Origin of the sequence: Aeromonas sp. S19(2024), from assembly GCF_041402625.1 — a bacterium.
Taxonomy (GTDB): Bacteria; Pseudomonadota; Gammaproteobacteria; order Enterobacterales; family Aeromonadaceae; genus Aeromonas; species Aeromonas caviae.
This window is the reverse complement of record NZ_JBGLQU010000001.1, coordinates 341282-366281: the sequence shown is the minus strand read 5'-3', so window position 1 is coordinate 366281 and position 25000 is coordinate 341282. Positions and strand designations below refer to the sequence as shown.

Here is a 25000-nt window from a genome sequence, read left to right as displayed (position 1 = left end):
GTTGACGAGGCGGCGCCGAGTGCCCGCCCACTCTTATCGTTGCAAAAACAGTCTGTGTTTTACGCAGATTGTTCCATGGAGAAGACAATGAACGACCTCAAGCGCCCGTTTTCCCTCGATACCTATCTGGCGGATCTGGCCCCGCTCATCAACCTCGACTGCGGCACCCGCACCCCGGCCGGGGTGGCCCGGGTCGCCGACATCATGACGGAGAAATATGAGGCCATCGGCTGGCAGGTGACCCGCCACCAGTTCGCCGCCGAGTGCGGCCCCTGCCTGGAGGCAACCAATGCCCCGGGGGCGGAGCACTACGATGTCATGCTGGTGGGCCACATGGACACCGTCTTCCCCGAGGGGACGGCGGCCAAACGCCCGCTGAAAGTCGAAGGCAATCAGGCGTTTGGCCCCGGCGTGTCGGACATGAAGAGCGGCCTGCTCTCTACCTGGTATGCCTTGAAAGAGCTGGACCCGGCCGTGCTGGCCAGGCTCAAGGTGCTGGTCTGCTGCAACTGCGACGAAGAGATTGGCTCTCCCTGGTCCAAAGATTGGCTGGTGGAGCGGGCCAGACAGAGCGGCTGCGTGCTGGTGGCCGAAGCGGCGCGCCCGAGCGGGGATCTCATCAGCGCCCGCAAGGGCAACGCCAAGTACCGCATCACCTTCCACGGCAAGGCCTCCCATGCGGGCTCGGCCCTGGCACAAGGGATCTCCGCCATCACGGAGCTGGCCCACTGGGTGCTTGCCATCAACGAGCAGGTCAACATGGAGACCGGCACCACCATGAACGTGGGGGTGGTGCAGGGGGGCACCGGCGTCAACGTGGTGCCCGACTTTGCCGAGGCGATCGTGGATCTGCGCTTCTGGCGCAACGAAGAGGCGCAGGCGGTGCACGACCGGCTCACCTTCATGGCCAACAACCCCTTCCTCGCCGGTTGCCGGGTTGAGGTGGCGCGCCAGAGCTTCAAGCCCGCGATGCGCCCGAGCGGCGACACCGAGGCCCTGATGGCACTGGTGGAGGCGGCAGGCAGGGAGGAGGGAGTCCCCTTCACCTGGCTGGAGGCCGGTGGCGGCTCCGATGCCAACTTCACCGCGGCGGCCGGGGTGCCGTCCCTCGATGGCTTCGGCCCCATGGGGGGCGGCTTCCACTCGGAGGCGGAGTTCCTGCTGCTGGAGAGCATCGAACCGCGCATCCGCCTGCTGAAGCGGGTGCTGGGCAAGCTGGCCAAATAGGTCAACGTTAAGGACAAGCAAAACGGGAGGCCAGCGCCTCCCGTTTTTTATGTGTCGCCCTCGTGAGAGGTCATTCCTCGTCCTCCAGCAGATAGGCGAGGTGCTCCTGGCGCGCCACCTGCCAGTGGCCGAGCGTCAGCGGCGCCGTAAACCCGGGGCCGTCGGTCACCATGGTGTGGTACTCCCCCCGCTCGCCGCAGGCATCGAAGCCATCCCGATCCGCCAGTTGCTGCAGATCGCTGAGGGTGCCAGCATCGAGCCTGCGCCCCACCCACTCGGGGGCCAGTACCCGGGTATCGACGCAGGAGAGGTGGGCGACGATGCCGCGGGCCAGCATGTCCGCCAGCAACGCCTCGCGGGGTTGCTGCCAGAGCGGGGTGTGAACGGTGAGCCCCAGGGGGCGACAGCGCTCGCGGATCCAGTTCGGCGCGCCCCCCACGCTGTCGATGTCGCCGGTGACGACCCCATCGAGTTGCCACTCCTCTTTCAATGCCGCCAGGGCCCGCTCATAACCGAGATCGAAGGGCGCTTCGATGGTGACCAGCCGATGGGGCAGTGCGAGGGCCGCCGCCTGACGGCGAACCTGTGACAGGGGATGGGCGAGAAAGCGGGGCGCTGGCGGGGCAAAGGTGATCAGGGCCACCACCTGATGGCCCGCCTCCCGGGCGTGGCAGAGGGCCTGCATGGCATCTTTGCCGCCGCTCCAGAGCAGGATGACGCGAGACATGGGGGATTTCCGCAAAGAAAAGAGGGCTCATGCTACCCAGAGTGGGGGGCGATGGCAAAGCGCGGGTCGGAGATGCGGGGATAAAAAAGCGGCTCCCACGGGGGAGCCGCTCGCACTGGATGCCTGTTACAGCAGGATGCTGGTCAGGATGAAGCCCAGGGTACAGGAGGTCACCACCCCGATGAGGCCCGGAATGATGAAACTGTGGTTGATGATGAACTTGCCGATGCGGGTGGTGCCGGAGCGGTCGAAGCCGATGCAGGCGAGATCGCTCGGGTAGGTCGGCAGCACGAAGTAGCCGTAGCTCGCCGGCAGGAAGGCGATGAGCAGCTTGGGTTCGACCCCCAGCGCCAGCCCCATGGGGGCGATGGCGGTGAGCGCCGCGGCCTGGCTGTTCACCAGCTTGGAGATGAGGAAGAGCACCAGGGCGTAGGTCCAGGGCTGGGCCTGTACCACGTGGGCCAGGGTCTCCTTGAGCAGCGGCATGTGGGCCTGGAAGAAGGTTTCGCTCATCCAGGCGACCCCGAACACGGAGAAGATGGCGACCATGCCCGCCTTGAAGACGGCGCCGTTGGCGATCTCCCCCGGCTTGACCTTGCAGCGCATCAGGATGATGGCGCCGGCGATCAGCATCATCATCTGGATCACCAGGTTCATGGAGAGGGGGCCTGTCTTCTCCTTGATGGTGAAGACGGGGCGCAGCGCCTCATCGGCCCCCAGCAGCACCACGGCAGCGATGGCGGCGAAGAAGATCCAGGTGGACCAGTAGGCCTCTTTCGGGAACTTGGTGTTGAGCAGGGTTTCACCACCGCCGTAGATGAAGTCCCGCTGGGCAGGGTCCTTGATCTTGGCCTGGAACTCCTCGTCCTTGTCCAGATCCTTGCCGCGGCGCAGGCTCCACAGGGCCGCCATCATGACCCCCGTGAGAGAGGAGGGGATGGCGACCATCAGGATGTCGAGCAGACCGTAGGCCTGACCCACGCCGTGAGCCGCCGCCAGGATGGAGACCATGGAGACCACGGCCACCGAGACCGGCGAGGCGCAGATGGCCATCTGGGAGGCAACGGACGCCACTGCCATGGGGCGCTCCGGGCGGATGTTCTTCTGCAGCGCGATGTCGGCGATGATGGGGAACATGGTGTAGACCACGTGGCCGGTGCCGCACAGGAAGGTGAGGGTCCAGGTCGTGAGCGGCGCCAGCAGGGTGATGTACTGGGGGTGGCGGCGCAGCAGACGCTCGGCCACCTGCATCATCAGGTTGAGACCGCCGGCGGTCTGCAGGGTGGCGGCGCAGCCAATGACCGCCAGTATGGTCAGCATCACTTGCACCGGCGGCTCGCCCGGCACCAGGCCGAAGACGAAGGTCAGCAGGAACAGACCAATGCCGCTGATAAGACCCAGCCCCATGCCCCCGAAGCGGGTACCCAGCAGCAAGCAGCCGAGTACCACCAAAAATTCCATCAAGATCATTCCATTACCTCGTGTGTTTTATCCATGTCCCCATCGGCCAGCTGCCCGGGATCCGCTGTCATTAATTACCCCTGAAGGGTTAATTGATATTTTGTCACCCCTAAAGGGGTAAAAAATTGCGTTGCTTCAACAACCGGCTTTTTTCCGATTTAAGTGCATAAAAACTACGGTTCAGCCCTTGAACAGGGGGCCGCGTCCTGGCGCACACCAGATAAATGACGGGAAAGGTGGGGGAGCGCACAGGGTTGGGCATGCAAAAGGCGGGAATAACGGGGGCGGGAAGAGCGAGGCAGGCATAAAAAAGCCGACCCCGGGGGGTCGGCTTTTGCACGGTGCGAGTGGGCGGGTCGCCTTAGAACTCGGCGGTGCGGGGAGTACGGGGGAAGGGGATCACGTCGCGCACGTTGCCCATGCCGGTCACGTAGACCACCAGGCGCTCGAAGCCCAGACCGAAGCCGGAGTGGGGCACGGTGCCGTAGCGACGCAGATCGCGGTACCACCAGTAGTCTTCCTTGTTCAGACCCATCTCGGCCAGACGGGCATCCAGCACCTCGAGACGCTCTTCACGCTGGGAGCCGCCGATGATCTCGCCGATCCCCGGGGCCAGTACGTCCATGGCGGCAACGGTCTTGCCGTCGTCGTTGAGGCGCATGTAGAAGGCCTTGATGTCCTTCGGGTAGTTCTTCACCACCACCGGGGACTTGAAGTGCTCCTCGGCCAGGTAGCGCTCGTGCTCGGAGGAGAGATCGATGCCCCAGGAGACCGGGAACTCGAAGCTCTTGCCGCAGTTTTGCAGCACGTCGATGGCGTCGGTGTAGTCAATCTGGGCGAAGTCGGAGGCGACGAAGCGCTCCAGACGGCCGATGGCGTCCTTGTCCACGTGCTGGGCGAAGAACTCCAGATCGTCGCGGCGCTCGGTCAGCACGGCGTTGAAGACGTACTTCAGCATGGCTTCGGCCAGGGCGGCGTTGTCTTCCAGATCGGCGAAGGCCACTTCCGGCTCCACCATCCAGAACTCGGCCAGGTGGCGGCTGGTGTTGGAGTTTTCGGCGCGGAAGGTCGGGCCGAAGGTGTAGACCTTGGACAGGGCGCAGGCGTAGGTTTCGACGTTCAGCTGGCCGGACACGGTCAGGAAGGTCTCCTTGCCGAAGAAGTCCTTGTCGTAGTCCACCTTGCCTTCGGGGGTGCGCGGCAGGTTTTCCATGTCCAGGGTGGAGACGCGGAACATCTCGCCGGCCCCTTCGGTGTCGGAGGCGGTGATGAGGGGCGCCGCGATCCAGAGGTAGCCCTGTTCGTGGAAGAAGCGGTGAATGGCCTGGGAGAGGCAGTTGCGCACCCGGGTCACGGCACCGACGATGTTGGTGCGGGCACGCAGGTGGCCCTGCTCGCGCAGGTACTCGATGCTGTGGCGCTTGGCAGACATGGGGTAGGTGTCCGGATCTTCGACCCAGCCCACTACCTTGACCTCGGTGGCCTGCAGTTCGAACGCCTGGCCGCTGCCCTGGGACTCGACCACGGTGCCGGTCACTTCGACGGAGCAAGCTGTGGTCAGACGTTGCACTTCATTCTCGTAATTGGCCAGGGTATTGGGGGCGACGGCCTGCACCGGATGGAAGCAGGAGCCATCGGAAACGGCCAAAAATGAGATCCCCGCCTTGGAATCGCGGCGGGTCCGGATCCACCCTTTCACAGTCAGGGTGGTGCCGACCGAATACTTACCGGCCAGCACATCAACTACGGATGCGTGCGTCATCGAAATATTGTCTCCAGCTTGTTCTTGCAGCGCTATTTGCAACACTAGGGGTCTGGCCCGGGCGCAGTTGGCCCACCATGGCAGACTAAGCCGTTCATCTTACCCGCGCAGGTTTGATAAACAAGCAAAAATGTCGGACCCTTGCGGGGATTTCCCCATGCATCGTGCATGGATCATGGCGGCTGGACGGGGGTGAGGGTGAAGGAGCGCAGGCGGGGGCCGGATGGCTGGATACGGGTGTTGCAGGGGCTGGTGATCCTCTGCTGGGGCGGCTTTGTCGCCCTGCTCTCCCTCTATCACTTCGCCCGGCCAGAGGTGGCTTACGGCTTTCTGGTCTATGGGGGCGTCAAGGTGCGCCAGAGCTGGGACCCCCTGCTTACCCCCTGGCTGGAGCGCGGGCTCTGGGGTTGCTGCCTGCTGACCCTGGTGGTGCTGGTGCTGGCCCGTGGCCGCAGCCGCCGGCAGGAAGATGCCCGCCACGTCAATCTCTTCATCCTGCTGCTGATCCTGGTGGCCTGCCTGCTGCTTTACTACCGGGGCTGAGGGCCGTCGCCGTCATCCATCCCCTGAGAGGCGGGGCGCTTGCCTATCTGGCGCTCCACGCTGTCGAGCATCTGGTTGTAGGCGAGCGCCACCCGGCCAATCTCGTCCCCTTCATCCCCCTCCAGCCTGTGGCCGAAGTCGTTGCGATCGGTGGCCTCCTCCATGGAGCGGGTCAGCTGGTTGAGAGGGCGGACTATCCAGGTGCGGATGACCCAGAGGGTGAGCAGGAGTCCCAGCCCGAAGATGAGGGTGAGGCTCAGGGCCGAGGTGAGGATGTTCTGCTCCACCCGGGTAAACAGGGTGTCGAGGGAGTAGTCAAAACGCACCGCTCCCAGTACGGTGTTTTCCGGCACCTGGTGGCAGCTGGTGCAGTCGGTACCGCGAAAATCCTTTCTGGCCAGCAGCGGGCGGGTCACCACCAGCCGGCTGTGCATGCCGTCATGTTCTACCTCCAGGCTCCCCTTGCCCGCCAGCGCCAGGGCATCAAACCTGTCCTTCGGGGCCTCGACGTCACGGCCCGGCCCGTACTGCTTGTTGACCGCCGCCCCGCGCACGATGCGGGCATCTTCCACGTGGGCGTGATGGAGAAACTTGGCGCGCAGGGTATCGCGGGCGTCCATCTTGCCGGTCAGCATCAGCATGTTGAGGCCGTCGAAGTAGGCCTCGGTCTGCTCGCGGCTCTGCTCCTTGATAAGGGTCAGGATGAGGTCACGCTCGCGCACCGCCTGATAGGCCGCAGAAAACACCAACACCATGGAGAAGATGAAGAGCAGGAAGAAGTTGATCTTGGCAGCAATGGAGAGGCGCATGGGACTGGTACATCTGTTGGGTAAAACCCGCGCAGTCTACTCTCCTCGCCGGACGGGTTTTGGTGTCTTGCTCACATTCTGATGAAAAAGCGCCGAAAGGCCCTGCGTTCTCATGCAGGGCCCGTTCATCCGGACTCAATATTCGCCGATGGTGATGGCCTCGTGGATGGCGCCGGTCAATACCCGCAGCTCCTCGGGGGTGATGACGAAGGGGGGCATCAGGTAGATGAGCTTGCCAAAGGGACGGATCCAGGCGCCCAGCTCCACGAACTTGCGCTGGATGCGCGCCACGTCCACCCGCTCCTTCATCTCCACCACCCCGATGGCGCCGAGCACCCGCACATCCGCCACCGCTGGCTGCAGGGTCAGCTCCACCAGTTCGGTTTTGAGTTGGTGTTCGATGGCTTGCACCCGCGCCTGCCACGGGGAGGTGAGCAGCAGATCGATGGAGGCGTTGGCCACCGCGCAGGCGAGCGGGTTGCCCATAAAAGTGGGGCCGTGCATGAAGACGCCCGCCTTGCCGTCACAGATGGTGTGGGCGACATGCTCGGTGGTCAGGGTCGCAGAGAGGGTGAGGTAGCCGCCGGTAAGCGCCTTGCCCAGGCACATGATGTCGGGGCTGATCCCCGCCCAGTCGCAGGCAAAGAGCTGGCCTGTGCGGCCAAAGCCGGTGGCGATTTCATCTGCTATGAGCAGCAGGCCGAACTCGTCGCACAGGGCGCGCACCCACTGCAGGTAGCGGGGGTGATAGAAGCGCATGCCGCCCGCCCCCTGGACGATGGGTTCGAGCACGATGGCGGCAATTTCCTCGTGATGATCCGCCACCAGGGTGGCCAGCTCCACCACGCTCTGCTCGTCCCACTGGGCGTGGAAACGGCAGCTGGGCGCTTCGACGAAATGGTGTTCGGGCAGGAAGCCCTGGTAGAGCTCGTGCATGCCGCCATCGGGATCGCACACGCTCATGGCGCCGAAGGTGTCGCCGTGATAGCCGCCCCGAAGGGCAACGAATTTGGCGCGGGGCGTCCCTTTGGCATGCCAGTACTGCTGGGCCATCTTGAGGGCCACCTCCACCGCCACGGAGCCGGAATCCGCCAGAAAGACCCGATCCAGCCCCTTCGGGGTGATCTCCACCAGTTTGCGGCAGAGCTCGACCGCCGGGGCATGGGTCAGGCCGCCAAACATCACGTGGGACATCTTGCCGAGCTGGGCGGTCGCGGCCGCGTCCAGTTCCGGCACCTGATAGCCGTGAACGCAGGCCCACCAGGAGCTCATGCCATCCACCAGCTCGCGCCCGTCCGTCAGGGTGAGGGTCACCCCTTTGGCGCTGGCCACTTCATAGCAGGGCAGGGGATGGGTGAGGGAGGTATAGGGGTGCCAGACGTGGTGCAGGTCGAATTCTTGATTGGTCATTTTGTGTTCTGTTGTCAATTGATTTGATCTGGTCGGTGTTGACAGTCTACGCGTGCTCTCTACACTAGCCAACAATTTCAGCCACTTGGCTTCGCGCACGCCCTGGCGTCGCGCTGTCCAGCTGGCGGGTCTTGCGGCGAACGCTCTCTTGAGCGCGGCGCAGGATCCCACCAATAACAACCGGAAGCCATGTATGAATGCTCTCACCGCGGGTGCCCACGCCCTTCGTCACGACTGGACCCTGTCCGAGGTTCAGGATCTCTTTGCCCTGCCATTCAACGATCTGCTGTTCCAGGCCCAGACGGTGCACCGCGCCCATTTCGACCCGAACGAGGTGCAGGTAAGCACCCTGCTCTCCATCAAGACCGGGGCCTGCCCGGAAGATTGCAAATATTGTCCCCAGAGCGCTCGCTACCACACCGGGCTCGAGACCGAGCGGCTGATGGAGGTGGAAAAAGTGCTGGAGCGGGCCCGGGAGGCCAAGGCCAACGGCTCGTCCCGCTTCTGCATGGGGGCGGCCTGGCGCAACCCGAAAGAGAAGGACATGCCCTACATCCTGCGCATGATTGAAGAGGTGCGCGGGCTCGGCATGGAGACCTGCATGACCCTGGGGATGCTCACCGCCGATCAGGCGGCGCGTCTCGGGGCGGCGGGGCTCGATTACTACAACCACAACCTCGACACCTCGCCGGAGTTCTACGGCGACATCATCACCACCCGCACCTATCAGGACAGGCTCGACACCCTGGAGCATGTGCGCGGCGCCGGCATGAAGGTCTGCTCCGGCGGCATCGTCGGCATGGGGGAGCAGGCGAAAGACCGTGCGGGCCTCCTGATGGCGCTCGCCAACCTGCCCCGCCATCCCGAGAGCGTGCCCATCAACATGCTGGTCAAGGTGAAGGGGACGCCCCTGGAGAACCAGGAGAACCTGGACCCGTTCGAATTTATCCGCACCATCGCCGTGGCGCGCATCATGATGCCGGCCTCCCACGTGCGCCTCTCCGCCGGGCGGGAGAAGATGAACGAGCAGATGCAGGCCATGTGCTTTTTGGCCGGGGCCAACTCCATCTTCTACGGCTGCAAGCTGCTGACCACCCCCAATCCGGACGAGAACAGCGACATGCAGCTCTTCAAGCGCCTTGGCATTCGCCCCGCCCTGCGGGCCCAGAAGCCGGATCAGGTTCAAGAGGAGGAGCTGCTGGCCGAGGTGAACCGCCAGAGCGAGCCGAGCGAACTCTTCTACGATGCCACCCGTTCCCGCGCAGATGTCCTCCGTCCATGATGACGCCCGTTGTTACCGGCCCCTTTGCCCTGGGGGAGGCGCTGGCCGAGCGTGAACAGGCCACCCTGCTGCGCCGACGCACCCCGGTGGATGTGGCGAGCGGTGGGCGGATCCGGGTCGGGGGGCGCGATTACCTCAACGTCTCTGGCAACGACTACCTGGGCCTTGCCGGTCACCCCTCCATCAAGGCCGCCTTCACGGCGGGGGTGGCGCAATATGGCGCAGGGGCAGGCGCCTCGCCCCTGGTGACGGGTTACAGCCGCGCTCACCAGCAGCTGGAAGAGACGCTTGCCGACTGGCTCGGCGTGGAGGCGGTGCTGCTGTTCAACTGCGGCTTCTCCGCCAATCAGGCGGTGCTCAAGGCCCTGCTCGGCAAGGATCACCTGCTGTGGCAGGACAGGCTCAACCACGCCTCCCTGCAGGAGATGGGGAGCCAGCTCCCCTGCAAGATGAAGCGCTTCGGCCACAACGACATGGCGGCCCTTGAGCGGCTGCTTGAGCCAAACCGGGGCCTGATCGTCTCGGAAGGGGTCTTCAGCATGGACGGGGATCAGGCCCCCTGGGCTGAGCTGGCAACACTCGCATCCCGAAGCGGCAACTGGCTGATGATTGACGATGCTCACGGCCTCGGCGTGCTGGGTGCCGAGGGGCGCGGCACCCTGGCGGCCCAGGGGGTGAACCCGGCCAGCGTACACATCCAGATGGGGACCTTCGGCAAGGCGCTCGGGGTGGCCGGCGCCTTTGTGGGGGGCAGTCGCGAGCTGGTGGAGTACCTGGTCAATTTTTCCCGCCACTATGTCTACAGCACCCATATGCCCCCCGCCCAGGCGTGCGCCGTGCGCCAGAGCATCGAGCTGGTACGCGTAGCCAACGAGGCCCGTGCCCACCTGGCTCGCCTTGTCGCCCGGTTCCGGCAGGGGGCGCAGGCGCTCGGCTGGCGGCTTGGGGCAAGTGATACCCCCATCCAGCCGTTGCTGGTGGGGGAGAGCGTCGCTGCCCTGCAACTGGCCGAGCGCCTGCGGGAGTGCGGTGTCTGGGCCGGCGCCATCCGCCCGCCCACGGTGCCGGTCGGCACGGCGCGCCTTCGCATCACCCTGTGCGCCGCCCATGGCGAAGATGACGTGGATCGCCTGCTCGAGGCCCTGGGGCCCCGCCCATCCACTGACGAGAGAGGGGGCGCCCATGGTGCATGAGCGTTTCCAGTCGGTGGACAAGGCACAGCTCGCCCGCCGCTTCGGAGCGGCGGCCCGCCACTACGACGCCCACGCCCGCTTCCAGCAGGAGGTGGGGCAGTCGCTGCTGGCGCGCATGGACGAGGGGGGCGTGAAAGAGGTGCGCTCAGGGGCCGGGCTGGATCTGGGCTGCGGCACCGGTTTCTTTCTGCCTGCCCTGGCGCCGCGCTGCGAGACGCTGACCGGGCTGGATCTCGCACCCGGCATGCTGGCCCAGGCGGCCCTTCGCGGCAGCGGAGCCCGCCTGGTGTGCGGCGATGCGGAGGGGCTGCCCTTTGCCGACCAGAGCCTGGACTGGGTTTTCTCCAGCCTGGCCCTGCAGTGGTGCGAGCGGCCGGCCCAGGCCTTTGCCGAGCTCAACCGGGTGCTCAAACCCGGTGGCCAGGTCTTCTTCTCGACTCTGCTTTCGGGGTCACTGTGGCAACTGCGGGAGGCCTGGCGGGCCGTGGATGGTCGTGACCATGTCAATCGCTTCCTGACGTTGCCCCAGTTGCAGCAGGCGGCCCGTGACGGGGGCTTCGAGGCCCCGGCACTCTGCCCGCTGACCTGGTCCCTCGCCTACCCGGCGCTCAGCGGACTGCTGCGCGACCTCAAGGGGATAGGTGCGAGCCAGGTCAACGACGAGCGGTCTGCGGGCCTGGGTCATCGCCAGCGCCTGGTGCGACTGGGGGAGGCCTACGAGCGCCACCGTCAACCGGACGGCCTGCTGGCCGCCAGCTACGAGGTCTGCCTCGGGCGCCTGGTGCGGCGCTGACACAAAAAGACCCGGCGCACCCACCCCTTCAGCGGCAGGACGCGCGCCTGCCTTTCACCATGGATATCGGGGCGCCTCTGCGCCCCTGCACTGCATCGAGGAATCATCATGGGGACATCCTATTTCATCACGGGCACGGACACCGACGTGGGCAAGACCCTGGTGGCCCGCACCCTGTTGCTGGCACTTGCCGCCAGAGGCATTCGCTGCGCCGGGTACAAACCGGTGTCGGCGGGCTGCACCCGCACCCCGGAGGGGCTTCGCAATCTGGATGCCTTGCTGTTGCAGCAGGCGGCCACGGTTGCGCTGCCCTACGAGCAGGTCAATCCCTATGCCTTCGAGCCGCCCATCGCCCCCCATATCGCCGCCCGTGAGCGGGGGGTGAGCATCCCCTTCGAGGGTCTCTCCGCCGGCTTGCGGGAGATTGAGGGAGCTGGGGCCGATCTCGTCATTGTCGAGGGGGCGGGGGGCTGGTTCCTGCCGCTGGATCATCAGCGTCTGCTCTCGGAGTGGGTCGCCCAGGAGCGGCTGCCGGTGATCCTGGTGGTGGGGGCCAGGCTGGGCTGCCTCAACCATGCCCTGCTCACCGTCAGCGGCATTCGCCAGCAGGGGTTGACCCTGGCGGGCTGGGTCATCAACCGGGTGGATCCGCACATGAGCCGCTACGAGGAGAACCTGGACACCTTGAAAGCCATGTTGCCGGCCCCATTTCTGGGGGAGCTCCCCTTCGTGGACGCGGTGAATGAGGTGGATTTGCACCACTGTCTCGATGTGTCGCCCTTGCTCTGAGGCCAGACATTCAGCAAACATTCATCGAGTCTGTCTATTATCTGGGGCAAGTGTGGCATCGGTCGCCCCTGGGGGGCACCGAACCATGCATCCATATCTCACAAGGAGTCAATATGAAGCGAATTATGCTATTCCTGGTGACCAACCTGGCCGTCATGCTGGTGCTGGGGGTGGTACTCAATATCCTGTTCTCGGTTCTGGGGATCAACAAGTCCAGCATTTCCGGTCTGTTGGTGTTCTGTGCCGTGTTCGGTTTTGGGGGTTCCTTTATCTCCTTGCTGATGTCCAAGTGGATGGCCAAGCGCAGCTATGGCGTCCAGGTCATCGAGCAGCCCCGCAACGAGACCGAGCACTGGCTGGTGAGCACTGTTGCCCGTCAGGCCCGTGAGGCTGGCATCAAGATGCCGGAAGTGGGGATCTACGACTCCCCCGAGATGAACGCCTTTGCCACCGGCGCCCGCCGTGACGACTCCCTCGTCGCCGTCTCCTCCGGTCTGCTCTACAGCATGAGCCGCGACGAGGCGGAAGCCGTGCTGGCCCACGAGGTGAGCCACGTGGCCAACGGCGACATGGTGACCTTAACCCTGATCCAGGGGGTGGTGAACACCTTCGTGATGTTCTTCGCCCGCATCGTGGCCGGCGTCATCAGCAACTTCTTCAGCTCCAACAACGAGGAAGAGAGCAGCAGCACCGGCGGTTTCGCCTACATGATCACCGTGTTCGTGCTGGAGATGGTGTTCGGCGTGCTCGCCTCCATCATCGTCATGTGGTTCAGCCGTCAGCGCGAGTTCCGTGCCGACGCCGGTGCCGCCAAGCTGGCCGGCCGCGACAAGATGATTGCCGCGCTCCAGCGTCTCGCCCGCGGTGCCGAGCCGCAGATGGAGGGTTCCATGATGGCGTTCGGCATCAACGGCAAGCGCTCCATGAGCGAGCTGTTCATGAGCCACCCGCCCATCGAGCAGCGCATCGCCGCCCTGCGTGGCTGATAGCCAGTCATCTAAAGAAAACGGCTGCCCTCGGGCAGCCGTTTTGCATTCCGGGGACGGGGTTTTGCCCCCCGATCACCCTATTTGATCACCAGATCCGTCAGGGGCACGGCGCAGCAGGCGAGGATCTTGCCCTCGGCACGCTCGGCGGCGCTGATGGCGGGGGCATCGGGGTGATCCACCTCGCCCGAGACCAGGGTCTGCTTGCAACTGCCGCAGATGCCGGCACGGCAGCTCCAGGGCAGCTCTACCCCCTGCTTGTTGGCCTGATCCAGCACGGTGCCCTGGTTGTTGCCCGCAAACTCCCGCTCGCCGATACGCAGTTGCACCGCCTGATGGGGGCGGGCCACCGAGAGCAGGGCCCCGCCAAAGCTCTCCTGGCGGATGCGCCCGGCCGGTACGCCGAGGGCGCTCAGCCGGTTGGCTGCATCGGCCATAAAGCCGTGGGGGCCGCAGATGAACACCTCCCGCTCCTGCAAACCCCGGATCCGGCCCAGATGATCGTCATTCAGACGGCCGCTGAGCCCCTGCCAGTGTTTGTCAGGCTGGCTCAGGATCAGGGTGAGGGTCATTCCCTGCTGCGCCATGGCGTGCAGCTCGCTGGCGGCAGGGATGTCTGCCTCGCTGCGACACAGGTGCATGAAGTGAACGTCACCGAGCTCCCCCCGTAGTGCCAGAGTGCGGGCAATGGAGAGCATGGGGGTGACACCGGATCCCGCCGAGAGCAGCAGCAGCCTGCGCTCGGACCCTAAGTGAAACTCGCCGGCCGGGGGGGCGGCCAGCAGGTGATCGCCCACTTTCAGCTCATGGTGCAGCCAGGGGGAGAGGCGGCCATCGGCCAGCTTCTTGACGCTGATGCTGTAACGCTCGGGCCGCTCCGGCGTGGAGCTCAGGGTGTAGCGGCGTTGAACCCGTGTGTTTTTGATATCGAGGCTGATGGGCAGGTGCTGTCCAGGCAGGTAGTCGGGCAGGGGCTCGCCGTCGGCGGCCTCGAACCAGAAGGTTTCCAGATCCCGGGCCAGGGGTTCCCGGGCGACGCACACCAGCTCCCGCTTTCTCGGGGCCGCGTTGGGGTAGACCGGCGCCCGGGCCCGCTCCAGCACCTCGATCTCGCTGCCCGCCTCAATCCACCCCTCGTTCAGGGCCACCAGATTCTGGCCGAAGTAGACCTCACCATCTTCGCCACGGCGGTAGCGGGTGAGGGTGGCCAGCGGCTCTTTCAGGGCATTGAAGCGCTCCGTGCCTGCCTCCACCGTGGTCATGATGCAGCGGCTGCACGGCTTGTCCACCCGAAACTCCACCTCGCCGATGCGGATCCGCTTCCAGCCATCCTCTTCGAAGGGGCGGGTGCCGCTCGCCACCAGGTTGGTACGAAACTGGCTCATCTGGTGCAAGGCATCGGATCTCAGGTTGAGATCCTCAAGGGAAGCCTGGCTGATGAGCAGCAAGGGGTAGCCGTCCGCAAAGCTCACCCGGGTGCCGGTCTTCTCCCGAAAACGATCGGATGCCTCCCCGAGCCAGAGCAGGCGCACCGGCTCCCTCGCCACCCGGCTCAGCCACTCATCGGCGTCGGGCCCGGTGTGCAGGGCGGTAAAGCGATCCCCCCAGACACCGGTGTGCTGAGGGGCGCGACTGAACGCCGCCTCCATGAGGGCAAGGGGGGGCAGACCTGGATAGCGCAGTTGCAGCCCCCCCTCGACAGGGGTGGCCACCACCTGCTGCAACTGGGGATGGGTGCGGGCGGTGATAAAGGTGCCATCCGGTTTGACCACCATGTAGCGGCGATCCCCGGCAAGTCCCTCCTGGGTCACCCGGGCGCGCTCCAGCGGCATGCCTGCCGTCGATTTGATGGGGTAGAGATGTATGCTGGCGAGGGTCGGCATGTCCTGGTCCTTGTGCTGTGGCGATTCCTGTGAAGAGGGGAAGATAACGATTCCTGCCCCGGGCGGCAATCTTCTCCTGCTGCCCATGTCGAGGGCGGCGAGGGGGCTCGGGCGACAGGCCCGAATGGCTGCGGGGTGTGACGGGGATCCGGTTGTGAAGGGGGCGACCCATAAAGCGCAACATTTATTGATCCTGATCCACCATGTCTTACAAAAAACGGCCCATCATCGGGCCAGCTTCCAGTTTCTGACGCTTTCGCTTCTTCCCTCTCCGGCCACCGTCTGCCCAGGCAAAACGGTATCAAGCGCATTCGGATGGGGCCTGTCACACAAAAAGAAGAAAGCAATGTATGAGCAAACAACTGGACATGACCCCATTGCCGGATCTCTCCCTGAAAACGGGAACAGGCCCGGTGCGTACCCGGCTACCCGTCTGGCGGCCGGCCCTGCCACCCTGCAATCACGCCTGCCCGGCCGGAGAAAACATCCAGGCCTGGCTCTCTTTGGCGCAGGCCGGCCGTTTTGAGGCGGCCTGGCAGACCTTGATCGAAGAGAACCCCTTGCCCGCCATTCATGGCCGGGTCTGCTATCACCCCTGCGAAACGGCCTGCAACCGCGGTCAGGTGGATGACGCCGTCTCCATTCACGCCATCGAACGCTTCCTCGGCGACGAAGCGCTGGCCAAAGGTTGGCAGCCTGCGCCACCCGCGCCCGCCAGCGGCAAGAAGGTGCTGGTGATCGGTGCCGGTCCCTCCGGCCTCTCCTGCGCCTGGCACCTCAACCGGCTTGGCCATCAGGTGGAGATCCGCGAAGCGGGGCCACTGGCGGGCGGCATGCTGCGCTTTGGTATTCCCGCTTATCGTCTGCCCCGCGACGTGCTGGATCGGGAGGTAGCCCGCATCGTGGCGGCCGGGGTGACCCTGACCCTCAACCACAAGGTGGAGGATGTGCTGCGCGAGCGCGACGAGGGGGGCTTTGACGCCGTCTTTATGGCCATCGGCGCCCATCTGGCCAAGCGGGTCGATATTCCGGCCCGGGAAGCGGGCAAGATCCTCGATGCGGTGAGTTTTCTCGAACAGGCCAGTCTGGCCGAAGAGAAAGGCTTGCCGCCGCCCAAATTGGGACGGCGGGTAGCCATCTACGGCGGCGGCAACACCGCCATGGACGCGGCCCGTACCGCCCGTCGCCTCGGTGTGGAAGAGGCGATGATCATCTACCGCCGCGACCGCGATCATATGCCGGCCCACGCCTTCGAAGCCGATGAGGCCGAGGAGGAGGGGATCAAGATCAACTGGCTGCGCACCATCCGCCAGCTCGACAGCGCCAATATCGAGGTGGAGGTGATGGCGCTGGATGCCGAGGGCAAGCCGGTGCCCACCGGCAAGTTTGAAACCCTCGAAGCGGACTCCCTTATTCTGGCGCTCGGTCAGGAAGTTGATTTGAGCGTGCTGGAGAGCATCCCCGGCGTGCGGGTCAACAAGGAGGGAGTGGTACAGGTTGGCGAGAACCTGATGACGGACGTGCCGGGTCTGTTTGCCGGTGGCGACATGGTGCCCTCCGAGCGCACCGTCACCATCGCCACCGGCCACGGCAAGAAGGCGGCGCGCCACATGGATGCCTGGCTGCGTGGTCGCCTCTATCACAAGCCGCTCTCCCATTTGCAGGCAGGGAAGCCGCTGGTGGGGCCGGAGCAGTTGCAGCTCTGGTTCCAGACCCAGGCGCCGGCCAGCAGCCAGCCGGTCAAACCGCCTTCGGCGCGGGACGACTTTGGCGAGATCATCGGCGGGCTGGATGAGGTGGCCGCCCGCTACGAGGCGGCGCGCTGCTACTCCTGCGGCAACTGCTTCGAGTGCGACGGCTGCTACGGCAGCTGCCCCGAGCAGGCCATCGCCAAGCTGGGGCCGGGTCTGGGGTATCAGGTGGATGCCGAGCGCTGCACTGGCTGCGGTGCCTGCCACGACCAGTGCCCCTGCCACGCCATCGAGCTTCGCCAACCGGAGGAGTCCCAATGAAACATGAACTGATCATGGTTGACGGCAACGAAGCCGCGGCCCGGGTGGCGTACCAGCTGAGCGAAGTGTGTGCCATCTATCCCATCACCCCGAGCTCGACCATGGCCGAACTGGCCGACGCCTGGGCGGCAGAAGGGCAGACCAACCTGTGGGGCAACATCCCCACGGTGGTGGAGATGCAGAGCGAAGGGGGAGCGGCTGGCACGGTGCACGGCGCCCTGCAGGCGGGGGCGCTCGCCACCACCTTCACCGCCAGTCAGGGGCTGATGCTGATGCTGCCCAACATGTACAAGATCGCAGGCGAGCTGACCTCGGCGGTGTTCCATGTGGCGGCCCGATCCTTGGCGGCGCAGGGGCTCTCGATTTTTGGCGACCATCAGGACGTGATGGCGGCGCGCAGCACCGGCTTTGCCATGCTCGCCTCCGGCTCGGTGCAGGAGGCGCAGGACCTGGCTTTGGTCGCCCACAGCGTCACCCTGCAATGCCGGGTGCCCTTTATCCACTTCTTCGACGGCTTTCGCACCTCCCACGAGGTGAACAAGATAGTCGCCCTGCATCGGGATGAGATCCGGGCCCTTATCGACAACGACTGGGTGCGCGCCCACCGTGCGCGGGCGCTTAACCCGGATCATCCGGTGATGCGTGGCACCGCCCAGAACCCGGATACCTATTTCCAGTCCCGCGAGAGCGTCAACCCCTTCTACGAAGCAGTGCCGGCCCGGGTGCAGCAGTGCATGGAGAGCCTCGGCAAGCTGACCGGCCGTCACTACCGGCTGGTGGAGTACCACGGCGCGCCCGATGCCACCGACGTCATCGTGCTGATGGGCTCGGGGGCCGCCACCGCCCGCACCACCGTGGATTGGCTCAACCAGCAGGATCGCAAGACCGGGGTGCTGGTCATTCGCCTCTATCGCCCCTTCCCGGTACAGGCGCTGCTCGATGCCCTGCCCGCCAGCGTGCGGCGCATGGCGGTGCTGGATCGCACCAAGGAGCCGGGGGCGGGCGGCGAGCCGCTGCTGCTGGATGTGCAGAGCGCGCTGATCGACGGCTTGCAACGCGGCCTTATCAAGCGGTTGCCGTGGCTGAGCGGTGGTCGCTACGGCCTCTCCTCCAAGGAGTTCACCCCCGCCATGTGCGCTGCTGTGTTCGAGGAGCTGGCATCCGATGCGCCGCGCCCCCGCTTTACCGTGGGGATCGTCGATGATGTGTCGGGCCTCAGTCTGGCCTGGCACCCCATCGGCGATCTGGAGCCCGCCAGTCGGGTGCGGGCGCTCTTCTTCGGCCTTGGCGCCGACGGCACTGTGGGCGCCAACAAGAACAGCATCAAGATCATCGGCGAGCTGGAGGGGTTCCACGCCCAGGGCTACTTCGTCTACGACTCCAAGAAGTCGGGCTCGCGCACCGTCTCCCACCTGCGCTTTGGCCCCGAGCCCATCGACGCCCCCTGGCTTATCGAGCAGGCGAGCTTTATCGGTTGCCACCAGTGGGGCTTCGCCGAATCGGTCGATCTGCTGGAGCACGCCGCGGAAGGGGCGACTCTGCTGCTCAATGCTCCTTATGAGCCTGACCGTGTCTGGGCCGAGCTGCCCGAGCGGCTGCGCGCCCGCATCCGCGCCCTCGATATCCGCCTCTACTGCATCGATGGGGATCGGGTGGCCGAGCAAAACGGCATGGGCAATCGCATCAACACCATTATGCAGACCTGCTTCTTCGCGCTGGCCGGAGTCTTGCCACGGGATGAAGCGATTGCGCTGATCAAGGAGAGCATCGAGAAGAGCTATGCCCGCAAGGGGCCCGAAGTGGTCGAGCGCAACTTCGCGGCGGTGGATGACACCCTGGCCCATCTCCATCAGGTGGCCATTCCGGCCGGTGAGGAGCAGATCAGCGACTATCCGCTGCCGCTGGCACCGGGTGGCTGCGAGTTTGTCCAGCGGGTCACTGGCGAGATGCTGGCGGGGCGCGGCGATCTGATCCCTGTCTCCATGCTGCCGGTGGATGGCACTTACCCCACCGCCACCAGCCGCTTCGAGAAGCGGGATATCGCCCGCGAGATCCCCATCTGGCATTCGGACATCTGCATCCAGTGCGGCAACTGCGTCTTTGTCTGCCCCCACGCGGCGCTGCGAGCCAAGTTCTACCATCAGGACTGGCTGGCGACCGCCCCCGAGGCAGCGCAGTCGGTGCCCGTCACCGCCAAGGGCTTCCCCGACAGCCGCTACACCCTGCAGCTCTATCCGGAGGATTGCACCGGCTGCGGCCAGTGCGTGCAGGCCTGTCCGGTGCGGGCCGGAGCGGATGCCCGCCATCAAGGCGAGCGCGCCATCGCCATGATGGACAAGGCGCCGCATCGGGCTGGCCAGAAGCAGGCGTTGCGCTGGTTCGAGAGCCTGCCCTGGCCTGCTCGCGAGCGGGTGGACTTCTCCACGGTGCGTGGCACCCAGTTCCTCGAACCCCTGTTCGAGTTCTCCGGTGCCTGCGCCGGTTGTGGCGAGACCCCGTACCTCAAGCTGCTGACCCAGCTGTTTGGGGATCGCATGCTGGTGGCCAACGCCACCGGCTGCTCCTCCATCTACGGCGGCAACCTGCCGACCACGCCGTGGGCCAAGAACGGGGAAGGGAAGGGGCCGGCCTGGTCGAACTCATTGTTTGAGGACAACGCCGAGTTTGGCTTTGGCTTCCGTCTCACCGCCGATCAGCATCACGGTCAGGCGGTGGCGGCCCTTGAAGCGATGAAGGGGGAGCTGGGCGCCGAGCTGGTCGATACCCTGATTAGCGCCCCGCAGCGGCTGGAGTCGGAGATCCGCGCCCAGCGCACCCGGGTCGCCCAAGTGCGGGAGCGGCTGGAAGAGGTGAAATCCGGCAAGGCCCGCGAGCTGCTCTCCTTGATTGATCAGCTGGTGCGGCGCTCGGTCTGGATCATCGGCGGCGATGGCTGGGCCTATGACATCGGCTCATCGGGGCTCGACCATGTGCTCGCCTCCGGCCGCGATGTGAACGTGCTGGTGATGGATACCGAGGTCTACTCCAACACCGGCGGCCAGATGTCGAAATCGACCCCGCTCGGCGCCGTCGCCAAGTTCGCGGCAGGGGGCAAGACCCTGGCCAAGAAGGATGTAGCCTTGCAGGCCATCTCCTACGGCAACGTCTATGTTGCCCGCATCGCCTTTGGGGCCAACCCGCAGCAGGCGCTGCAGGCCTTGCGTGAGGCCGAAGCCTATCCGGGCCCGTCGCTCATCATCGCCTACAGCCACTGCATCGCCCACGGCATCGACATGGAGCAGGGATTGGCCCAACAGAAGCGTGCGGTCGATTCGGGCCACTGGCCGCTGATGCGCTACAACCCGGTACTGCGCAGCGCCGGGCAGAACCCCTTCAGCCTCGACAGCCTGCGCCCCTCCATTCCCCTCGCTGAATACCGGCAGGAGGAGACCCGTTATCGGGTGCTGGCCCAGAGCCATCCACAGGAGGCCGAGCGGCTGATGCAGGTGGCGCAAAAAGTGGCGTGGCAGAAGTGGGCCACCTACGAGGAGATGGCCACCCGCGAAGCCAGCCATTTCCATCCGCCGGTGTGATCATGGGGTGAAACAGGTATGACAAAGCGGGCCGTTGGCCCGCTTCGTTTTCCGGTGCCAAGGGAAGTGGCCGTTGCCGCGCCTTGGGGCGGTCAACCAAAAGCCCGGCGTCGGGCCGGGCTGGCAGGATAAGTTGCTTATCCAGGTATTCGTCGAGGCGTCTAGTGTGGATGTTGTTTGAGGATGTCGTATATCTCCTCTTTCAGTTTAAGTTTCTGTTTTTTCAGATCCTTCACCTCGGAGCTGTAGTCGCTGGCGTGGTGTTTTTCCAGCTTTCTGATCTCCGCATCCAGGTCGTTGTGCAAGTCAAACTTCTTCTGGAAATGGACATCACTGCTTTTCAGTTTCGAGATGAGATCTCTGTACTCCGGAAACATGTAATGAAGCCTCCTTGTTGTCGTTTGATTGTGCCTGCAAGACCAAAGTACCCCTTACTGCCGGGAAGAAACGTGATCCCGATCCAATTCGGGGCCACGGAATTGCTGCATGGGAAGGGCGATTTTTAACTGTTTGAATTACATGATGATTGCCTACTGACCCAGGGGCAGTAGAGGAAAGAAGCGGGATCCGCTTCACATTCGGGAGAGGGGGTCTGCAACGGAGCGGGCAACAGAAAGGGGCGCGAGGCCCCTGACTGGAAACGGGTGAGCCGTTTACTCTTTTTTCTTTTTCTTCTCGGGCAGGGGCTTGCCGTCTCTGGCAATCACCTTGCCTGCCTCGAAACCGATCTGCGCCGCCAGCTCTTCCAGATCCGGCGCCTTGGCCTCGTTGCCGATGGCGTACTGGTAGTTGGCGATGGAGATCTTCTCCGCCACCGGTGTGCCCGGCACGATGGGTTCGCGCCAGCCCTGACCGATGTGGGCCACCAGGGTGCCGTTCATGATGAGCTCGCCGACGATCTCCTGGGTGGGGATGCCCTTGCCATAGGTGAGGCCCTGCGGGTGCTTCTTGCCAACCAGAGGCTCTTGGCTTGCGGGCATCAGCTTGGTGCGGATCAGCCACTTGGGCGATTTGGTCTTGCCCACCGCCTTGCCGGTCTGGTACTCGTTGATCTTGATGGTCTTGATCATCTGGGCCGTGAACTCCTTGGTCAGGGCCTTCTGGGCTTCGCTGGTCTCGTCGATGACGATGGGGGCCACATACCAGGTCTGGGGAGCCTGCGCCTTGGGGGTCGCCGGGGCGGTTTGCGCCATGGCGAGCGGGCTGAGCAGGATGGCCGTCAACAAGAGTCCGATTTTCTTCATGGTGATTCCGCTTATGTTTCGACAAGAATTTTGTTTTGCCAGCGACGACTGCGCCAGCGCCAGAACATGGCCAGACCGCGCACCCACTCGTCGCAGGCGAGGGCCAGCCAGATGCCTACCAGGCCATAGCCCTGCATGATACCAAGGAAATAGGCCAGGGGAACGGCAATGCCCCACATGGAGACGAGCGCCATGTAGAGCGGGAAACGGGCATCCCCGGTGGCGCGCAGGGCGTTGATCACCACCAGATTGAAGGTGCGACCGGGTTCGAGGATGAGGCTGATGAGGAAGAGCTGCGCCACCTGGGTGATGATGTCGGCGTCGTCGGTGAACAGGCTGATGATGGCGCGGCCGTTGAGGGCGGCGGCGATGGCGATGGCGGCGGTGACGATGAGGCCGAGTTTCAGGCTCTTCATCAGTTGGCGATAGGCCTGATCGAAGCGTCGGGCCCCCGCCAGGTGGCCGATGATGATCTCGTTGCCAAGGCCGATGGAGAGGCCGAACAGCAGGATGAACAGGCAGATCTGGAAGAAGTAGGACTGGGTCGCCAGCGCCTTGTCGCCGAGCAGGCCGACGAAGGCGGTCACCACCATGAACTGCAGCATCCAGGAGAGGTTCTCCCCCGCAGCCGGCAGCCCGATGTGCAGCACCTTGTCCAGCATGGCGCGGCTTGGGCGGACGATCTCGGGCAGACGCAGCCGGATGCCGGTCTTGCGCGCCACCAGCCATACCAGCAGCACCACCCCGACGATGCGCCCCGCCACCGTGCTGATGGCGACCCCGGCGACCCCGAGCTGGGGCAGGCCGAACCAGCCATAGAGCAGCAGCAGGTTGCCGACGAAGGTGATGAGGTTGACGATGAGGGTCACGTACATGGCCTGGCGGGTGTGTCCGTGGGCACGCAGGGTGGCGGCCAGACAGAGGGCCGCCGCCTCCGGCAGCAGGCAAAGCCCGATGATCTGCAGGTAGAGGCTGCCGTCGCTCATCAGGTGGGCAGGCAGGTTCATCAGCGCCAGCATGGTGCCGGCCCCCGCCATGACGCCGACCGCGGCCACCAGTCCCACCAGCAGGTTGAAGCCGATGGCGGTGTGGATGACGACGCGGGCTTTTTCCTTGTCTCCCGCCCCCAGATACTGGGTGATCACCACGCTGGTGCCGATGCTGACGAAGCTGAACAGGGTGATGGCGAGATCGAAGACCTGGTTGCCCACCGCGAGGGCCGCCACCCCCTGATAGGAGACGTGGCCCACCATGAAGGTGTTGAGGGCCCCGGTCAGAAAGTGGAGGGCCAGATCGATGAACAGTGGCCAGGTCAGGGCGAAGAGGGAGCCCGGGCCCGCGTGGGATTGAGTCTGCATGGGATATCCAGGTGCTGGCGATGGCCCTCGTCAGGGCCAACTGGAGGGGCATTTAACACCAAGCGGGGGCGGGGTGCAATCCTGGTCGCAGGAGGAGGGGGCCTGTGACCAGGGGATGTGTCTCAGACCGGCGTGGCGCCGGCCTCCTGCTCGCTGGGGCGGGTGAGGCGCGCCGAGTCGGGCAGGTCGTCATCGTGCGGCCAGCGGGTGAGCAGGGCATCCGTGGTGCTCTCCACCCCCTCGTCGTCCCGGAACACCGGCTCCCGGTAGCAGCGGGTCATGCGCAGGGCCTGATACATGTCGGGGCAGAGGATGATGCCATCCTCGCCGACCCGGATCCCCGCCTGTTTGAACCACTGGCTCATCTGGCCGTGCCGACCGGCCATCACCATGTGGATGCCGCGCCGCTTGAGCTCCTTGTGCAGCTCTCCCACCATGCTCATGACGCTGATGTCCTGATGGGTGAAACAGGCCACCGCATCCACCACCAGGCACCTGGGATTGTGGGGATCCTGCACCAGGAGCGCCAGCACCCGCCGCTTGAAGTAGGGTGCGTTGAAGTAGGTGAGCGGGGAGTTGAAGCGGTAGACCAGGATGCCGGGAATCGCCTTGGCCTGCTCGTTGTCCCCCAGGGTGCGCACCACGCCCTCGTCGTCCATGCCGAGCAGCTGGTCGGTGGGGCGCATCACGTTGCGCAGGAACTGGAACAGCCCCAGCAGGACCGCGAGGGTGATGCCCGGAATGACCCCCATGGTGAGCACGCTGACAAAGGTCACCAGGGCGAGCCAGAAGGCGGCGCGGTCCGATTCGCGCAGGGCCCAGAGGCCGCGAAAATCCGTGAGCGACAGGGAGGCCATCACCAGCACCACGCCGAGGGCGGCGGTGGGAATGTATTGCAGCGGCGCCGTCAGGTAGAAGGTGACCAGGGCGATGACGGCGGCGGCGATGATGGAGACCAGCTGGCTTTTGCCGCCGTTGGCGTCGTTGACCGCGGTGCGCGAATCCGCCCCGCTGATGGCAAAGCCCTGAGAGGCCGCCGCCGCCAGGTTCGCCATGCCCAGCGCCCTAAACTCCTTGTCCGCATCAATCTCGTAGCCGTTCTTGGCGGCAAAGCTGCGGGCGGTGAGCATCATGGAGACGAAGCTCACCATGGCAAGGTTGAGGGCGGGCAGCACCAGCTCACGGATAAGCCCGGGGGGAAAGTCCGGCATCTGGAAGGCGGGCAGCCCCGAGCCGATGGTCCCCAGGGTGGCGATGTCGACACGGCCGAGATTGAACAGCCACACCAGGGCCGCCGTCACCACCATGGCCACCATGGAGGAGGGCCAGGCCGGTCTGTAGCGCTTGGCCAGCAGCAGGGTGAGCAGGGCGGTCAGGCTCATGGCCAGGGTGGGCAGATGGGTCTGGGTAATGTAGCTGGTGCCGTTCAGGATCCGCTCTATCAGGTAGCGCTCGCTGAAGGTGAAACCGAAGATCTTGGAGAGCTGGCCCACCATGATGGTGATGGCCACCCCGTTGAGCAGCCCCATCAGGATGGGGCGGGAGAGAAAGTCTGCCAGCACCCCCAGTTTGAAGCGGCTGGCGATGAGGCACCAGAAGCCGGTCATGGCGGTCATGGTCATCACCAGTTGCCAGTGACGGGTGGGATCCCCGGCGGCGAGCGGCGTTACCACGGCGGCGATCACCGCGCAGGTGGCGGCATCCGGACCGACGATGAGCTGACGGGAGGTGCCAAAGAGGGCGTACACCACCATGGGCAGGATGCAGGAGTAGAGGCCGACGATGGCGCCCACCCCGGCGAGCTCCGAATAGGCGATGGCCACGGGCAGGGCCACGGCCGCGACCGAGAGGCCAGCGCGAAGATCCGGCATCAGCCAGGCCCGCTGGTATTGCAGCAAGGCGGCGAGCCCCGGCAGCCAGCGCTCGAGAGAGAAGAAGTCGCGCATTAT

General features: G+C 64.9%; 19 protein-coding genes. 9 read left to right on the top strand and 10 right to left on the bottom strand.

The window, feature by feature from the left end; all coding sequences use genetic code 11:
- Nucleotides 1-87 precede the first annotated feature (87 nt).
- Entirely contained in the window at nucleotides 88-1227 is a 1140-nt protein-coding gene (locus tag ACB037_RS01645) for a M20 family metallopeptidase (protein ID WP_371174815.1), read from the top strand.
- A 70-nt stretch (nucleotides 1228-1297) separates the two neighbouring features.
- Here the strand turns inward: ACB037_RS01645 and ACB037_RS01640 are convergent, their stop codons facing one another.
- The 3 genes from ACB037_RS01640 to asnS form a co-directional block, all read right to left on the bottom strand.
- The gene (locus ACB037_RS01640) at nucleotides 1298-1954 is read right to left on the bottom strand and encodes an adenine nucleotide alpha hydrolase (protein ID WP_128342934.1); all 657 of its coding nucleotides are present in this window, start codon (nucleotides 1952-1954) and stop codon (nucleotides 1298-1300) included.
- Nucleotides 1955-2080: 126 nt separating this feature from the next.
- Nucleotides 2081-3424: an anaerobic C4-dicarboxylate transporter gene (locus ACB037_RS01635; protein ID WP_039039870.1), complete on the bottom strand. Its 1344-nt coding sequence runs from the start codon at nucleotides 3422-3424 to the stop codon at nucleotides 2081-2083.
- Between the two features lie 352 nt (nucleotides 3425-3776).
- Nucleotides 3777-5177: an asparagine--tRNA ligase gene (asnS, locus tag ACB037_RS01630; protein WP_039039869.1), complete on the bottom strand. Its 1401-nt coding sequence runs from the start codon at nucleotides 5175-5177 to the stop codon at nucleotides 3777-3779.
- A gap of 240 nt (nucleotides 5178-5417) precedes the next feature.
- Between asnS and ACB037_RS01625 the strand changes: the two genes are divergently transcribed.
- A complete protein-coding gene (locus ACB037_RS01625; protein WP_010674063.1) occupies nucleotides 5418-5720 on the top strand; it encodes a hypothetical protein in 303 nt (100 codons plus the stop codon).
- Here the strand turns inward: ACB037_RS01625 and ACB037_RS01620 are convergent.
- Entirely contained in the window at nucleotides 5708-6529 is an 822-nt protein-coding gene (locus ACB037_RS01620) for a HAMP domain-containing protein (protein ID WP_371174814.1), read from the bottom strand. The genes ACB037_RS01625 and ACB037_RS01620 overlap by 13 nt on opposite strands.
- A gap of 135 nt (nucleotides 6530-6664) precedes the next feature.
- Entirely contained in the window at nucleotides 6665-7939 is a 1275-nt protein-coding gene (gene bioA, locus ACB037_RS01615) for an adenosylmethionine--8-amino-7-oxononanoate transaminase (protein WP_336566839.1), read from the bottom strand.
- Between the two features lie 193 nt (nucleotides 7940-8132).
- Here bioA and bioB point away from each other — a divergent pair, with 193 nt between their 5' ends.
- The 5 genes from bioB (at nucleotide 8133) to htpX (ending at nucleotide 12982) form a co-directional block, all read left to right on the top strand.
- Nucleotides 8133-9221 carry a biotin synthase BioB gene (gene bioB, locus ACB037_RS01610; RefSeq protein WP_371174813.1) on the top strand — a complete coding sequence of 363 codons (1089 nt, stop codon included), beginning with the start codon at nucleotides 8133-8135 and terminating at the stop codon, nucleotides 9219-9221.
- Entirely contained in the window at nucleotides 9218-10414 is a 1197-nt protein-coding gene (bioF, locus tag ACB037_RS01605) for an 8-amino-7-oxononanoate synthase (protein WP_371174812.1), read from the top strand. The genes bioB and bioF overlap by 4 nt, the downstream gene beginning before the upstream one ends.
- Nucleotides 10404-11207, top strand: coding sequence for a malonyl-ACP O-methyltransferase BioC (gene bioC, locus ACB037_RS01600; protein ID WP_041212694.1), 804 nt, complete (start codon nucleotides 10404-10406; stop codon nucleotides 11205-11207). The genes bioF and bioC overlap by 11 nt, the downstream gene beginning before the upstream one ends.
- Before the next feature lie 108 nt (nucleotides 11208-11315).
- Complete coding sequence (gene bioD, locus ACB037_RS01595) at nucleotides 11316-11996, top strand: dethiobiotin synthase (RefSeq protein WP_371174811.1); 681 nt, start codon at nucleotides 11316-11318, stop codon at nucleotides 11994-11996.
- Between the two features lie 113 nt (nucleotides 11997-12109).
- Nucleotides 12110-12982, top strand: coding sequence for a protease HtpX (htpX, locus tag ACB037_RS01590; protein WP_010674070.1), 873 nt, complete (start codon nucleotides 12110-12112; stop codon nucleotides 12980-12982).
- Nucleotides 12983-13062: 80 nt separating this feature from the next.
- Here the strand turns inward: htpX and ACB037_RS01585 are convergent, their stop codons facing one another.
- Nucleotides 13063-14865, bottom strand: a complete 1803-nt coding sequence (locus ACB037_RS01585) for an MOSC N-terminal beta barrel domain-containing protein (RefSeq protein ID WP_371174810.1) — start codon at nucleotides 14863-14865, stop codon at nucleotides 13063-13065.
- 350 nt (nucleotides 14866-15215) lie between these two features.
- Between ACB037_RS01585 and ACB037_RS01580 the strand changes: the two genes are divergently transcribed.
- The gene (locus ACB037_RS01580; protein ID WP_371174809.1) at nucleotides 15216-16877 is read left to right on the top strand and encodes an NAD(P)-binding protein; all 1662 of its coding nucleotides are present in this window, start codon (nucleotides 15216-15218) and stop codon (nucleotides 16875-16877) included.
- Nucleotides 16874-20449, top strand: coding sequence for a pyruvate:ferredoxin (flavodoxin) oxidoreductase (nifJ, locus tag ACB037_RS01575; protein ID WP_371174808.1), 3576 nt, complete (start codon nucleotides 16874-16876; stop codon nucleotides 20447-20449). Before ACB037_RS01580 ends, nifJ begins: the two co-directional genes overlap by 4 nt.
- Nucleotides 20450-20610: 161 nt before the next feature.
- On the opposite strand, the gene ACB037_RS01570 is transcribed toward nifJ, so the two are convergent.
- From ACB037_RS01570 to ACB037_RS01555, 4 genes are all read right to left on the bottom strand, one after another.
- The gene (locus ACB037_RS01570; protein ID WP_005313020.1) at nucleotides 20611-20826 is read right to left on the bottom strand and encodes a YdcH family protein; all 216 of its coding nucleotides are present in this window, start codon (nucleotides 20824-20826) and stop codon (nucleotides 20611-20613) included.
- Between the two features lie 276 nt (nucleotides 20827-21102).
- Nucleotides 21103-21693, bottom strand: a complete 591-nt coding sequence (locus ACB037_RS01565; protein WP_039039859.1) for a hypothetical protein — start codon at nucleotides 21691-21693, stop codon at nucleotides 21103-21105.
- 11 nt (nucleotides 21694-21704) lie between these two features.
- The gene (locus ACB037_RS01560; protein WP_010674075.1) at nucleotides 21705-23051 is read right to left on the bottom strand and encodes an MATE family efflux transporter; all 1347 of its coding nucleotides are present in this window, start codon (nucleotides 23049-23051) and stop codon (nucleotides 21705-21707) included.
- Between the two features lie 122 nt (nucleotides 23052-23173).
- Nucleotides 23174-24997 carry a SulP family inorganic anion transporter gene (locus tag ACB037_RS01555; RefSeq protein WP_182976443.1) on the bottom strand — a complete coding sequence of 608 codons (1824 nt, stop codon included), beginning with the start codon at nucleotides 24995-24997 and terminating at the stop codon, nucleotides 23174-23176.
- Nucleotides 24998-25000 lie beyond the last annotated feature (3 nt).